The 14,928-nt window shown below is 58.8% G+C and carries 11 protein-coding genes; 8 read left to right on the forward strand and 3 right to left on the reverse strand.

Annotation, left to right across the window (positions count from 1 at the left end; translation table 11 throughout):
- Positions 1–4: 4 nt before the first annotated feature.
- Positions 5–1,639 carry a hypothetical protein gene (locus tag MLD24_RS07580; RefSeq protein ID WP_248165823.1) on the reverse strand — a complete coding sequence of 545 codons (1,635 nt, stop codon included), beginning with the start codon at positions 1,637–1,639 and terminating at the stop codon, positions 5–7.
- A 367-nt stretch (positions 1,640–2,006) separates the two neighbouring features.
- Positions 2,007–2,939, reverse strand: a complete 933-nt coding sequence (locus MLD24_RS07585; protein ID WP_248165826.1) for a LysR family transcriptional regulator — start codon at positions 2,937–2,939, stop codon at positions 2,007–2,009.
- 130 nt (positions 2,940–3,069) lie between these two features.
- On the opposite strand from MLD24_RS07585, the gene MLD24_RS07590 reads away from it, so the two are divergent.
- From MLD24_RS07590 to MLD24_RS07610, 5 genes are all read left to right on the forward strand, one after another.
- Positions 3,070–4,512, forward strand: a complete 1,443-nt coding sequence (locus MLD24_RS07590; protein WP_248165828.1) for an aldehyde dehydrogenase family protein — start codon at positions 3,070–3,072, stop codon at positions 4,510–4,512.
- A 13-nt stretch (positions 4,513–4,525) separates the two neighbouring features.
- Positions 4,526–5,527, forward strand: a complete 1,002-nt coding sequence (locus tag MLD24_RS07595) for a dipeptidase (RefSeq protein ID WP_425562302.1) — start codon at positions 4,526–4,528, stop codon at positions 5,525–5,527.
- 107 nt (positions 5,528–5,634) lie between these two features.
- Entirely contained in the window at positions 5,635–7,206 is a 1,572-nt protein-coding gene (locus tag MLD24_RS07600; RefSeq protein ID WP_425562301.1) for a BCCT family transporter, read from the forward strand.
- Between the two features lie 95 nt (positions 7,207–7,301).
- Positions 7,302–7,676, forward strand: a complete 375-nt coding sequence (locus tag MLD24_RS07605; RefSeq protein ID WP_248165832.1) for a RidA family protein — start codon at positions 7,302–7,304, stop codon at positions 7,674–7,676.
- A 102-nt stretch (positions 7,677–7,778) separates the two neighbouring features.
- Positions 7,779–9,347, forward strand: coding sequence for a methyl-accepting chemotaxis protein (locus MLD24_RS07610; protein WP_248165834.1), 1,569 nt, complete (start codon positions 7,779–7,781; stop codon positions 9,345–9,347).
- Between the two features lie 17 nt (positions 9,348–9,364).
- Here MLD24_RS07610 and MLD24_RS07615 read toward each other — a convergent pair whose 3' ends face one another.
- A complete protein-coding gene (locus tag MLD24_RS07615) occupies positions 9,365–10,819 on the reverse strand; it encodes a protein adenylyltransferase SelO (RefSeq protein WP_248165836.1) in 1,455 nt (484 codons plus the stop codon).
- A 243-nt stretch (positions 10,820–11,062) separates the two neighbouring features.
- Between MLD24_RS07615 and MLD24_RS07620 the strand changes: the two genes are divergently transcribed.
- The 3 genes from MLD24_RS07620 to MLD24_RS07630 are packed head-to-tail and all read left to right on the forward strand — an operon-like array spanning position 11,063 to position 14,918.
- Complete coding sequence (locus MLD24_RS07620; RefSeq protein ID WP_248165838.1) at positions 11,063–11,866, forward strand: HAD-IIB family hydrolase; 804 nt, start codon at positions 11,063–11,065, stop codon at positions 11,864–11,866.
- A 51-nt stretch (positions 11,867–11,917) separates the two neighbouring features.
- Positions 11,918–13,159, forward strand: coding sequence for a glycosyltransferase family protein (locus MLD24_RS07625; protein ID WP_248165840.1), 1,242 nt, complete (start codon positions 11,918–11,920; stop codon positions 13,157–13,159).
- A gap of 25 nt (positions 13,160–13,184) precedes the next feature.
- Complete coding sequence (locus MLD24_RS07630; RefSeq protein ID WP_248165849.1) at positions 13,185–14,918, forward strand: alpha-amylase family glycosyl hydrolase; 1,734 nt, start codon at positions 13,185–13,187, stop codon at positions 14,916–14,918.
- The last annotated feature ends 10 nt before the right edge of the window (positions 14,919–14,928 follow it).

Below are 14,928 nucleotides of genomic sequence, written 5' to 3' on the forward strand. Positions count from 1 at the left end.
CTCCTTACTGCCTGGGCGCCAACGGCATGAACCAGTCGTCGTCAAACATCTTGCCAATGTCTTCGAGCAGCGGTGCGCCCTGGAACATGGTGTTGCGGACCCAGAGCCGGGACCGTGGATCAAATTTGCTGACACCGAAAAAGGCGAGCTTGCAGCGCAGCAAGTGAATGGGGAGCATATCCCGATCAAGCAGGTTGGCCTGAATGTCGCCGTAAGTGCACTTGTTCATGGTCTGAATGCGGCGGACGATACCTCGCATTTTGGGACGGGCAACCATGAAGCGCGCTGTGGTGTGGTCCGGATAATCCGCCATATACTCACAAAGCTGTACGTAGCACTTCTGCACAGCACAACCCACGCCAAGCGCCATCTGCTTTTTGCGTGCATTGACGTCAGCGATACTGCCAAGGCGTGGCTCCATCTTTTCTTCAGACCGGTACCAGCAAGTTTCACGTGCGCCTTCAGCACCGAAGTCTATGTTCAGGGCCCAGGCATAGCGGGTTTCGATGATCGATTTGAGTCGGTGTAGCGGCATCAGGGGGTCGAGGTCGAGGAACTCATCGGTGCAGTGGTACTCTTCCAGGTCGTCCACCAACTCCGGATACAGTTCCAGCAAAATGGATACCAGCAGTTCCTGGCTTTGAACCGAGCAGTTGCGTTCACTCCAAAGCAGCAGGTCATCCCATGTTGTCAGGCTTTCTGATACATACGCAGCCAGACCCGCCAGGTCGGCCAGTATCTGGCGGTTGTTGTCTGTTTGCCAACCATCCTCTGTCTTGGTTTCCTGTGTGTGCCGAATACAGCGGTCGATCAGGTCATCAAGGTTGCACCGAACCCGCTGATTGATCTGCCCGAGTGCACGAACTCGAGCCAGCGCCAGCTCCCTCATCTCGATCCACCGATTAATCAACTGGGGATGGTTGACCAGGTAGGGGGCCATGCCCAGTCCCGTTGAGTTGCCTATACCGAAGTAGCGTTTGATGTCAGGCGCCATCTTGACGAAAGTGTCGGGAGCGCGATGGTAAGCAATGTGCTCGGCCTGCATGAGACTGAAGTTACGAAGCATCAGGCAAACAAACATCTCCGCGGCAAACGGGCGTGCGAAATCGCCATAGGTGCTGGACACCTTGTCCCAGTCAGCCATACCAAGCTTGCCGCTACCGTAGACTGCGGTGGTACGGTACAGATAACCCACCCGGGTAATCTGGGTGATATCGGGCTGATGGCCGTTCGCCAACTGGTCGACGACATAGTCGAAATTGCGGGTGCTGCGGTTTGCCCGTGACAGAACGAAGACCCGGGCATCGACGCGGCCTGCCTCCTGTTTGGGAACGTTCAGTCGAAGCTTCTCCAGGTATACGTCGTCTACGTCGCCTTCCACCAGGGCCATGGTGAGGTCCCATTTGGTGGCAATGACCCGGTCATTGCGGTCTTCGTCCGTTAACTGGTTGGAAAAGACGACAAAGTTGTAATGCCCCTGAGGTGCCTTGATCCGGTATATCACGCTGCCGTAGCCCTGCGAATCCAGCTCTATTCGTGAGGGCTCAATCTGCCAGCGCTCCCGCATGATGCAGCGCATCAGCGTCCGCATGAAGCTCAGGCGACTCTGGTGCATGGCGCCCAGTCTCTCCAGGTTCATGACCTGGTGTGGTGGGCGTAGGGGGAGGGCGTGGTCTCCCCTCAGTGAACTCTCGATAGCGGCAGGTGTTGTCATTGTTTTGACCCTAGTAAGTCGACAGATCGTTTATCGAGTTAATGGTGGGTCAAAATATCACCAATGCTCAAATCAAAAGCTGCTATCAGTTGATAAGCTAAGCTTATTGTTGCTGATGAAGCTATGACTTTTTCTTAGGGTCGGTTAACTCCCGATCACTTCTGGGGTTCTGGAAGGGCGCGCTGGGGACTACACCTGCGGCGTCGCAGTCCCGCAGTCAAGGGCGACGGCCATTGGCGTCGAACCGCGCCTTGTCTCGGCAGCCCTCAGATCGCGCAGAGTCGATTCGGCGTTAATCGGAGCCTCTCTGGTTGTCCGGTTTGCCAGGGCAGGGGTGCTGGCTGTTATCAAGAATAAAGTTGATTAATGCTTCGGCGGCTGGCGGCAGTGAGCGATTGCTCATTCGGACAATACCGATCTGTCGTGTCACTGAGGGCTTGGTCAGTGGAATAAACGACAGGGTCTGGCTCTCTCTGGGAAACGCAAACCAGGGGAGGGTGGTAACGCCCAAGCCCTGTTCCAGCATGGCTACCAGGGAAATCATGTTGGAGATGTAGAATTGTCGTGCGCTCAGCAGGGGCTCAGCTTCAGTGCCCTCCAGCAATCGGGAGGTTCCATTGCCTATCAGCCTGTGTTCGCGGAGGGATTCCCAGTTCAGTTCCGCGCAATCCGCGAGCGGGTGGTCACTGCGGCATACAACGCCCACCTGGTCCTCCCACACGGGTATAAACGACTTGTCACTGTGCTCATTGGCCTGCCAGAGACTGGCGATGCCGAAGTCGACCTGTCGGTTTTCAACCATCTGCAGCACGGCGGAGGCATTGTCATCGTAGAAGCTGATGTGCAGATCTGGTGCATTCTCGATAAACCGGGACAGGATTTCCGGCAGCATCCGGCTGGCAATGGATGGCACCGACGCCAGTCGTAAATGCCCGGTTCGGTGCTCAGCCAGGAGCATCATGTCCTGGGCGATGCGGTCGTGGTGTGCTATCAGCTCTTTCGCCTGTGGCAAAAAGTACTGACCGTAGGGTGTCAGTTCGGCATTGCTGGATTTGGCGTTGCGCTTTTCGAATAGGGGTTCGCCAAGCTTGTGTTCCAGGTCCTTGATCGATAGCGAGATTGCAGGCTGGGTTCGATGGGCCTTCTCGGCGGCGGCATGAAAACCCTTGAGTTCGGCCACCCAAACGAAATGGCGCAACTGGGCAATTTTCAGTTCTGGAGACATGGTGGTCCTCCGACGTTTTTGGGGGCAATGACTCTTTGATAAGTATGGCTTACCGTAGGATATTATTTATTAATTTTTATTATTATCGTGCCACTCCTAAGATGACTTCATCAACTTGGTGGAGGTCATTATGTCTGATTCAGTTTTCCGTAATTACATCGCAGGTGAATGGGTTGATGGCGCCAGTACCGTAGCCAATATCAGCCCGGCGGATATCAGTGATGTGATTGGCTATTATGCCCAGGCCGATGCCACCCAGACCGAGGCGGCCATTGCAGCGGCGATTCAGGGCCAGCAGGAGTGGCAGCGCAGCGGATTGGAACAACGCTATTCGGTGCTGATGGCCATAGGTGATGAGCTGATATCCCGTAAGGACGAACTGGGTCGTCTGCTTTCCCGTGAGGAAGGTAAAACCCTGGCTGAGGGGGTGGGGGAAATCTATCGCTCTGGTCAGTTTTTCCACTATTACGCCGCCGAAGTACTGCGTCAGATGGGTGAAACCGCGGATTCGGTTCGGATTGGCGTAGAGGTGGAAACTCGCCGTGAGCCGGTCGGCGTCGTAGGTATCATCACGCCCTGGAATTTTCCGGCAGCCACTGGAGCCTGGAAGATTGCTCCTGCCCTGGCTTTTGGGAATGCCGTGATCTGGAAACCAGCCAATCAGGTACCGGCTACGGCCTGGGCGCTCACCGAAATCATTGCCCGACAGAACTTACCGGCCGGCACATTCAATCTGGTGATGGGGCCCGGGGCCCAGGTTGGGGATGTGCTGATCCACTCCCGCGACATCAATGCGCTTACTTTCACCGGGTCTCTTGAGACCGGTCGCAAGGTCGCGGCGGCGACAGCCACCAATCTGGTCAAGTGTCAGCTTGAAATGGGCAGTAAGAACGCCCTGGTGGTATTGGATGACGCCGATCTGGACAACGCGGTCGAGTGCGCGGTTAACGGTGCCTTCGGTGGCACTGGCCAGAAGTGCACGGCGTCTTCGCGGCTGATTGTGACAGAGGGTATTCATGACCGGTTTGTCGAGGCCGTTGTTGAGCGGATGAAGCAACTTGTGGTTGGTCACCCTCTGAAAGACGGTGTGCATATTGGCGCAGTCGCAGACGCCCGCCAGCTGTCGCAGAACCAGGAGTACCTGGCACTGGCAAGGCAGGAAGGGGGCACGCTGGCTTATGGCGGCGAGGTGCTGTCAGAAGAGTCCGATGGTTATTACATGCAGCCGGCACTGTTTGTTGATACCAGCAATGACATGCGAATCAACCGAGAAGAGGCTTTTGCCCCGATCGCCTGTGTGATCAAGGTGAAAGACTACGAGGAGGCATTGGCAACATTGAACGATACCAACTTCGGCCTCACCGGCGGACTCTGCACCACGTCCCTGAAATACGCCAACGATTTCAAGCGCCGCGCAAAAACCGGTTGTGTGATGATCAACCTGCCCACCGCAGGCACGGATTATCATGTGCCATTTGGTGGCCGAAAGGATTCCAGCTTCGGTCCGCGGGAGCAGGGCAGCTACGCCAGGGAGTTCTACACCGTGGTCAAGACCACTTATATCCGTGCGTAACCGGGGTGCTGCCATGAACCAGGAACTGCACAAAGACCTGATCGTGATCGATGGACTCCAGTACTCCAACTGGAACCGCGAGATCTTCGAGCAACTGCGTCAGGGTGGCGTCACGATGGTTCACGTCACCATCGTCTACCACGAGCAGATACGCGAGACCCTACTGAGGATTGCTGAGTGGAATCGACTCTTTGAGACCAACGCGGACCTGATCATGCCGGTAAAGTCGGCAGCGGATATCCGCCTGGCCAAAGCGTTGGGCAAGGTGGGCATTCTATTCGGTGCCCAGAACTGTTCTCCGATTGAAGACGACATCGGCATGGTAGAGGTTATGAGGGAACTCAACCTGATGATCATGCAGCTTACCTACAACAACCAGAGTCTGCTGGCATGCGGTTGTTATGAAACGGAGGACAGTGGCGTTACCCGCTTTGGCAAGCAGGTAATTCGGGAAATGAATCGGGTGGGAATGGTTGTGGATATGAGTCACAGCGGTGAGCGCAGTACCCTCGATGCCATTGCGCTGTCCGAGCGGCCGATTGTGATTTCCCACGCCAACCCCAGCAGCTTCCACGCTGCCAAGCGGAACAAGTCTGACCATGTCCTGAAAGCCTTGGCCGAGTCTGGTGGTCTTTTGGGGTTCAGTCTGTATCCATTCCACCTCAAAAACGGCTCTGACTGCACTCTTGAGACCTTCTGCGACATGGTTGCCAGCACGGCGGATCTGATGGGGGTGGACCGGATTGGAATTGGTACCGACCTGTGTCAGGACCAGCCGCTGTCGGTGCTCGAATGGATGCGTAACGGGCGCTGGTCGAAAGAAAAAGATTACGGGGAAGGCTCCAAGTCCAATGCTGACTGGCCCCGCCCGCTGCGGTGGTTCCGCGATAGCAGGGATTTCCCGAATCTCACCGCTGGCCTGCAAGTCCGCGGCTTCAGTGACGAAGACGTTGCCAAAATCATGGGACTGAACTGGCTGACCTTTCTGGACGAAGCTCTGCAACCCCAGGGCTGAGACTCTCCCGGAACTGGTTCTCTGAGGATCCGGTGCCCGCGGGTTTCCGCGGGTACGGGACCGATCTCCAATACATCACAAGTACATAAGCCCAACTGGAGACTACCATGAATACAACAACCCAAGCCTCCGCGGATTGTCGGGAGCATGTCGTGCCAGATAAGTCTTTGCTCAGTGGAGTGGATCTACCCGTTTTTCTGATCAGCGGCGGCGTCTTGATACTTTTTGCGGTGCTGGCGCTGTATGACATTGATCTGGTCTCGAGCTCGGTCAATACGGCGTTCGCCACCTCTACCAAGCTCTTTGGTGCTTACTGGCAGATCCTGTTACTGCTTACCTTCATCATCGGAATCGTGTTGGCCGTCGGACGGACCGGATCGGTTGTTCTCGGTGGTACCCGTGAAACCGACATTTCCACCTTCAAGTGGATCTCCATCATCATGTGTACTCTGCTGGCCGGGGGCGGTGTGTTTTGGGCGGCGGCAGAGCCGATGGCCCATTTCACTTCCCCTCCTCCGCTGTTTGCGGCTGATGGCGCCGAAGCTGGAACCATGCAAGCGGCCTATAGCGCACTGGCCCAGAGTTTCATGCACTGGGGGTTTTTGGCGTGGGCGATTCTTGGCAGCCTCACTGGCATCGTTTTCATGTACCTGCACTATGAACGTAACCTGCCGCTGAAGCCCAGGACCCTGCTGTATCCGGTTTTGGGAGATCGGGTTATGACCGGACCGCTGGGGGTGATCGTGGATTCCTGCTGTGTGTTGGCGGTGGTGGCCGGGACCGTCGGGCCCATCGGATTTCTGGGCCTTCAGGTCAGCTTTGGCCTGGAGAAGCTGTTTGGTATTCCGGATACCTATGCCACTCAGTTGGCCATTCTGGTCGGCCTGATTGGTATTTATACGTTGTCGGCTGTCAGTGGCGTGACCCGGGGGATCCAGCTGTTAAGTCGGGCGAACGTGGTATTGGCCGTCTTGTTGATGGCCTTCATCCTGCTGTTTGGACCCACCGCCTTTATCGTAGATGGGTTCCTGCATTCATTTGGGCTTTACCTCAATGAGTTTATCCCAATGGCCACCTTCCGCGCTGATACCGGCTGGCTGGACTGGTGGACGGTGTTTTTCTGGGGATGGTTCCTGGGCTACGGTCCGCTGATGGCGATGTTTGTAGCTCGTATTTCCCGTGGTCGCACGATTCGTGAAATGGTGATGCTGATTTCGGTGGTCGCGCCGGTTATTACCTGCTTCTGGTTCACCATTGTGGGTGGCGCAGGTATCTCGTTTGAGCTGGCGACCCCGGGTGTCATCTCGGAACCGTTTACCGGCTTCAACCTCCCGGCGGCCCTGATGGCGATTACCGAACAGCTTCCCATGGGCTTTGTGATCACCTTGCTGTTCCTTATTCTGACCACCATATTTGTGGCGACCACCGGTGACTCCATGACCTACGCGGTTTCCATGGTGATGACTGGCCACGACCACCCACAGAGCAGTGTGCGAGTGTTCTGGGGCATCATGATGGGCGTTACCGCGGCAATTCTGATCTACATCGGTTCTGGAGGCATTTCCGCCCTGCAGTCCTTCATCGTGGTGACCGCGGTGCCGGTCTCACTGGTGTTGCTGCCGTCACTCTGGACCGCGCCACAGATTGCCGCCCGTATGGCCCGGGAACAGGGCCTCTAGTTAACCGTCGATGCCTCTCTGGGTGCTGTTGCCAACCGGGCAGCACCTTTTATCCAGAGCAAACCTAGTCTTCAACTGTCTTTCAGGGAGCTGTCATGAAAACTGCAGTCAAAACCGATTTGTTTGCCTCCAAGGCACCACTGGAATGGGCCGTTGTGTCCAACGGAACACTCTATACGGCGCAGATACCAATCGATCAGCAGGGCAACGTCGTTACCGGAGGCATCGAGAGTCAGGCCCGGCAAACCATGGAAAACCTCCGGCACACGATTGCCGCAGCAGGCCTGACCATGGCGGATGTCACCCAGGTGCTGATTTACGTCACAGACCGGTCGCAGCTGCCGGTGTTTAACCGGGTTTACGGAGAGTACTTTGATGCGCCGTACCCAAATCGTGCGGCCATGATTGTTGCTGGTCTGGCCCGGGAAGAGATGCTTTGTGAGATTGTGGCTTACGCTTCGGCGGCGTAAGCCCGGTGTCTGGCGTCCGTACAACCCGCAGCCAGGATCGGTTGTTGATTGAACAGTCGGTCAATATCATGCCCTCGTGAAATCACGGCGAGGCCATCTGTTTTGAAGAAAGTCATACTGATTGTGGTGTGTGTGATGTTTGCCATTGCGGCCATCGCGAGCATCTCCGCAACCTCCTATATCTCCCATCAGGAAATCGACCAGATCATCCTGAAGAAGTCCCGGGCTCAGGCTGAGCAGTTGGCCGAGCATGCGCGCTATATACTGGAGAATTCGTCCCAGCCAGAGGCGGATCTGCAGACCTTTGTGCAGTCATTGAAGCGTCGGGATGACATCAGCTACGCGGTGGTGATTGACCGCAACATCACCGCCATCGCCCACAGTGATACCGCCAAGCTGGGCAAGACCTACGACGACAGCTACACCATTGCCGGCGCCGGCGAGGGGCAGGCCCAGCACTCGAAATGGTACGCCGACATCCAGGACGTCTGGGTTTACGACATCATGATGCCGATTCATGTCGATGGTGCGCTGTTTGGCTCCTTCGACGTCGGTATTCCGATTACCGAGGTCAGTGACGCGGCAAAGGGCATCGCCATGGCGCAACTGGCGGCCATTGTGGCGATCTTCGCGCTGTGTGCTGGCGTGCTGCTGTGGGTGCTGGGACGCCTATTCAAGCCGTTGACGGCGTTGCAGCGGGCGCTTGCTGACATCTCGCGGGGGGATGGCGATCTTACTGTCCGGCTGCCGGTGAAGGGCACCGATGAGATTGCGGAGATCTCCGCCGCCTTCAACACCTTTGTGGGCAAGATTGACGACATCGTGGCGCAGGTTGTGCAGACCGGCCGCGGCCTGGCGGATGCGGCCACCGAACTCCAGCAGCAATCGCAGGAGGCCCTTGCCCGTGGTCAGGCGCAGAGCGATCAGACCCTACAGGTGGTCACCTCAATGAACGAGATGAGCGCCACCATCAATGAGATCTCCCGCAATGCCGCAGGCGCGGCTGAGGCGGCGGAAGGTGCCAATAGCGAGACCCAGGCAGGTCACCGAACGCTGCAGGGTGCGGCTTCAACCATTGAGCGACTGTCCGGCGAAATGACCGCGATGTCTTCAGTGATCGCGGTACTGGCGGACCGGACCCAGTCCATTGGCTCGATTCTGGATGTCATCCGCGGTATCTCCGATCAGACCAACCTGCTGGCCCTGAACGCGGCGATTGAAGCTGCGCGTGCTGGCGACGCGGGTCGGGGATTTGCGGTGGTGGCTGACGAGGTTCGTGAGCTGGCCAAGAAATCGGCGCAGTCCACCGATGAAATCCAGACCATGATCGACCAACTGAGGCAGGAAGCCCGGGATGCGGTGGTGGCCATGGAGAGCAGTCAGTCGCTGACGGACGAGGGAACCGCATCCACCCGGCAGGCCCTGCAGGTGCTGGAAACGATTGCGACGCGGGTGGTGTCCATCGTGGACATGAACACTCAGGTTGCTACGGCGACCGAGGAGCAGTCGAGTGTGGCGAATGAGGTCAACCAGAATATGGAGACCGTCAATCAGGCCATTCAGGAAGGGCTGGACGCCAGCCACCGACTGGAACTGTCCAGCCAGCAACTGACTACCCTGGCCCAGACCCTGGACCATCATGTCGGTGCATTCAAGGTATCTGCGAGCTGACCGGACCGGGCACTGGCTCAGGATGAGCAACTGATGTTCAGGTGCTTGCCCCAATCCGGGGGCAGCGCCGCGTAGGCTTCGTTTTCCGGTTGTTCATCATAGGGCCGCTTAAGCACGTCGAGTAGCTGCTGCATGGGCTCATAGTCACCATTCTGGGCCTCCTGGATCACCAGTTGGGCCAGGTAGTTGCGCAGGATGTACTTGGGGTTCACCGCGCACATGGCGGCTTCCCGCTCGGCGTCCGAGCGAGTCTCTTTTTTCAGGCGTGTCTGGTAACGGGCCAGCCACTGGTCGGCAGCCTTGCGGTCGACAAACAGGTCCCGCACTGGAGCCTCGCCACGGGACGGCAGGGTGGACAGGCCTCGGAAGAAGCGCGTGTGGTCCACCTGATGCGACTGCAGCAGATTGAAGGTGTCCATGATCACTTCAATGTCGTTCTCTTCCGGTTGCGCCAGCCCGAGCTTGTCGCGAAGGTTTGCCAGGAAGCTGTCGTTGTAGCTGGTTTCGTACTGGCGCAGGGCTCGTCTCAGATCGTCCTCATCCATCACCGGGGCCAACGCCCGGGCGAGGTACTGGCAATTGACGAAACCGATCTGCGGCTGGCGGTTGTAGGCGTAGCGGCCGCCCTGGTCGGAGTGGTTGCAGATGTGGCCGGCGTCGAACTCGTCCAGGAACGCGTAGGGGCCGTAATCGAAGGTATCCCCGATAATCGACATGTTGTCGCTGTTCATCACGCCGTGACAGAACCCCAGCGCCTGCCAGCGCGCGACCAGGCGGGCGGTGCGTGTTACCACTTCTTCCAGCCACAGCCGATACCGAGCCTCCTCAGGTTGGTGCAGCAAGTGGTGGAAATGCAGCGCAATGGTGTGGTCCAGCAGTGACCGCACCGCCTCTTCGCCTTGGTGGTAGGCGGCGTATTCGAAATGCCCAAAACGCAGGTGGCTCTGGGCTACCCGCATCAGGGTGGCGGCGGTTTCAATGGATTCCCGCTGTACCGGGTCACGGGCGCTGACCATGAACAGGGCGCGGGTGGTGGGAACGCCCAACCCCGCCATGGCTTCACTGCACAGGTACTCCCGGATGGTGGAGCGCAAAACCGCGCGACCGTCGCCAAACCGAGAGTAGGGCGTCATCCCGGCCCCCTTGAGGTGCCAGTCCCAGCGCTGGCCGTCCGGGCCCCTTGTCTCCCAGAGCAGCAAACCCCGGCCATCCCCCAGGTCCGGGTTGTACATGCCGAACTGGTGGCCGGTGTACTTCATCGCCACCGGGTCCATTCCTTCCAGCAGTTCCGTACCTGCACCAATGCCGGTCCAGTCCTCCGGATTGCCGGTGTGAATCCCCATCTGTTCCGCCAGTTCATGGTTGAAGCACACCATGCGGGCGTCCGTCAGCGGCGTGGGCTGAACCCGTGTGTAGAACGAGGGGGGCAGTTCCTGATAGCGATGTTCGATCTGAAAAGCATCCGGGGCCATGGCGATGGCGTGTCTCCGCTGTTGGCTGGGAATGGAGGGGACGAGGCGTCCAGCCCGTCAGTGTCTCAGACCGTTCCCTGGCAAACAAATTCCCGCCACGCCTGCCAGCGTCATCGGTGGTACGAATTCTGCACAACCGAGCTTAGGAGGTGATGGCGGAGGCGGAGGCCTGCTGCCATGACTCACAACGGGGCGGTCCCTTGCACAGACTTGGACGGCTGCACCAAAGGAGGGCGAAAGCCGATGACGCACACCCGACTTCTGTTGTTCAGTGACCTGGATGGCACCCTGCTGGATCACCACAGCTACGACTGGTCACCGGCCAGGCCGGCGCTGGCTCGGTTACGGGCCTCCGGGGTGCCGTTGATCCTGAGCACCAGCAAGACCGCAGCGGAAGTGTCGGCGTTACGGAGCCAACTGGCTGCGGACACGCCCTGCATTGTTGAGAACGGTGCCATGGTGCTGATCCCGGCCGACAGCGTGGGGCCCGGCCCGGAGCGGGCGCATTGCTTTGCTGACGATCACCCCGGGCTGCTGACGGTGTTGGCCGAACTGCGATCGCTGGGGTACCGCTTCCGCAGCTTCTCGGACATGTCGAATGACGAACTGTCTGGGCTGACCGGGTTGTCGCCGCAAGCCGCTGCCATGGCACGCCAGCGCGAGGGCACAGAACCGTTGCTGTGGCTGGGCTCAGACGAGGAGCGGGAGCGGTTTCGCCAGGCGCTACGGAAGCGGGGCTTACGACTGTTGGCGGGCGGGCGTTTTGACCACGTCATGGGCGACTTCGACAAGGCGGACGGTGTCCGCTACCTGGTTGAGCACTATCGCCGGGCCTGGCCCGAGGTGCATTGGGTAACGGTCGCGCTGGGGGATGGCCCCAATGACCAGGCCATGCTGGCGGCGGTGGATGTGCCGGTAATCATTCAGGGCGTGCGGTCAGATCAACTGCAGCTGCCGTCGGATCGCCACGTCATGCGTTCACTCAAGAAGGGGCCTGCGGGCTGGAACGAGTGTGTCCTGAACATTCTGATGGAATACGGCGTGTGAAGTGATTGCCTGCACGCTGCAAAACCACAAGCACCCCGACGGAGGTACGCCATGGGCGACTTTTATCAGAACGGTATCGTAACCACGCTCCACAACCTGTGTCGGCGACCGGTGGAGGAGCTGGAGGCGGAGTTGATGACCTTCAGCCAGTCCCGGCCCATGGCGCTGGTGCTGCCTTGCCTGTACTCGGAACTGGAAGGTCCGGCGTTGAAGCACATCGTAACAGAACTGGCGAAGGTGCCGTTCCTTGACCAGATCGTGATCGGGCTGGACCGGGCCAATGAGGAGCAGTATCGCCACGCCATGGCCTATTTTTCCGAGCTGCCCCAGCACGTTCGGGTGTTGTGGAACGACGGCCCGAGACTGCGGCAGGTGGACCTGCTGTTGCGGGAACAGGGGCTGGCCCCCACCGAGATGGGGAAAGGGCGCAACGTCTGGTACTGCTTCGGCTATGTGCTGGCCTGCAACCGGGCCAGATCGGTGGCGCTGCACGACTGCGACATCCTGACCTATTCCCGGGACCTGGTGGCACGACTGATCTACCCGGTCGCCAACCCAAACTTCAACTACATGTTCTGTAAGGGCTACTACGCCCGGGTGGCGGACGGCAAGATGAACGGCCGGGTCAGCCGCCTGCTGGTCACGCCGCTGATCCGCGCGCTGAAGAAAGTGTGCGGTCCCAGCGATTTTCTCGATTACCTGGACAGCTATCGCTACCCGTTGGCAGGGGAGTTTTCATTACGGACCGATGTGATCAATGACCTGCGCATCCCCAGTGACTGGGGGCTGGAAGTGGGTGTGCTGTCGGAGATGAAACGCAACTACTCCACCAACCGCTTGTGTCAGGTGGACATTGCCGATGTCTACGACCACAAACACCAGGAGCTGTCGGAACATGACTCCAGCCGGGGCCTGTCCAAGATGAGCACCGACATCAGCAAGGCGGTGTTCCGTAAGCTGGCCACCAATGGCGAGATCTTCTCCCAGGAGAAGTTTCGCACCATCAAGGCAACCTACTATCGCATCGCCCTGGATTTTATTGAGACCTATCAGAACGACGCCGTCATCAATGGTCTGAGCCTGGACCGTCACAAGGAAGAAAAGGCGGTGGAGCTGTTTGCCCGCAACATCATGAAAGCCGGTGCCTACTTCCTGGAAAATCCGATGGATACGCCGTTCATCCCGAGCTGGAGCCGGGTCAAGAGCGCCTTGCCCGACATCATGGAAGCACTGCACGACGCGGTGGAAGTCGATAACCGGGAGTACCGGCCCGGGATTGTCGAACCGTCGTGATAACCGTCAAAGGGGAGGGGCGCTGATGGCGCAGGATCTTCGTAACCGACTGATGGGAATGCTGGAGCTGATCTATCCGGACCTGGACAGTGGGTTCCTCGCGGATCGGCTGATCGCTACCATGGGGCTGGCGCCGGACAGTCCGGCGCCAGCGGCCCACCAGAACAACTGGACCGAAGCCGACGTGCTGCTGATCACCTACGCGGACACCGTTCAGGCCGAGGATGAAAAGCCATTGGCAACGTTGCGCCGGTTCCTGCGGGAGCAGTTGGCCGATTCCGTGTCGGCGGTTCACATACTGCCGTTCTTTCCCTACAGTTCGGATGACGGCTTCGCGGTGATGGATTACCTGGCGGTCAACGAATCTCACGGCGACTGGTGTGACATCGAGGCCATTGGTCGTGAGTTTCGGTTGATGGCGGACCTGGTGATCAATCACATGTCGGCCCGCAGCCGCTGGTTTGAGAATTTCCGCCGGCGGCTGGACCCGGGCCGGGATTACTTTGTCGAGGCCGATCCGGCCGCAGATGTCAGTCAGGTGGTGCGCCCCCGCACCTCGCCGCTGTTGAACCCGGTGCAGACGGACGACGGCGAGCGCCATGTCTGGTGCACTTTCAGCGAGGATCAGGTGGATCTGAACTTCCGCAACCCGGAGGTGCTGCTGGCGTTTGTTGGCATCATCCGCCACTACCTCGAGCGGGGCGTTCTGTGGTTCCGGCTGGATGCGGTGGCGTTTCTGTGGAAGGAGGTGGGCACCCGTTGTATCCACCTCCAGCAGACCCACGAACTGATCAAGGTGCTGAGGCTGCTGATTGAGCACCACACGCCGACGGCGGTGGTGATCACTGAAACCAACGTGCCCAACCGGGAGAACCTGACCTACTTCGGCAACGCCAACGAAGCCCATGTCATCTACAACTTCTCGTTGCCGCCATTGCTGATCCACACTCTGGTGACCGGCAACTGCCGCCACCTGAAAACCTGGCTGATGAGCATGCCCCCGGCCCAGCTGGGCACCACCTACCTCAATTTCATTGCCTCCCACGACGGCATCGGCATGAGACCCACTGACGGCCTGCTGAGCGACACCGAAAAGCAGCAACTGATCGCCACCATGGAGCGCTTCGGGGGCAAGGTGTCCTACCGCCAGGTGGCCGATGGCAGCCAGCAGGCCTACGAGATCAACATTGCGCTGTACGATGCCATGAAGGGCACCGTGGCGGGTGAGGGGGGCGATGCCTGGCAGTTGCAGCGATTCCTCTGTGCCCACGTCATTATGCTGGCGCTGGAGGGCATTCCGGCGTTGTACATTCACAGCCTGGTGGGCACCGGGAACGACTATGCGCGGATGGAGCACACTGGTCGGCTGCGTTCCATCAACCGGGCGCAGTGGCCACTGGATCGGTTGCAGGAGGCTCTGGCGAATCCGCTCAGTCACCACAGCCAGGTGTTTGGCGAGCTGAAGCGGTTGATTGAAGTACGGCGTCGGCAGCCAGCGTTTCACCCCAATGCCACCCAGTTCACCCTGCATCTGGGGTTGCAGGTGTTTGGCTTCTGGCGCCAGAGTCTGCGGCGGGACCAGTCCATCTTCTGCATCTACAACGTCACCGACAGTGTGCGCCAGGTGGCACTCAGCGACATCAACCTGATCGGTACCGACCGCTGGCTGGACCTGATCTCGGGCCAGCGCATCGACGATCTGGGGGGCGAGATCACCCTCAAACCCTACCAGGCGGTCTGGCTGTCCAACCGGGAGTGATACCATAGCG

The sequence above is a fragment of the Marinobacter xestospongiae genome (genome assembly GCF_023156385.1).
Classification (GTDB): Bacteria; Pseudomonadota; Gammaproteobacteria; order Pseudomonadales; family Oleiphilaceae; genus Marinobacter; species Marinobacter xestospongiae.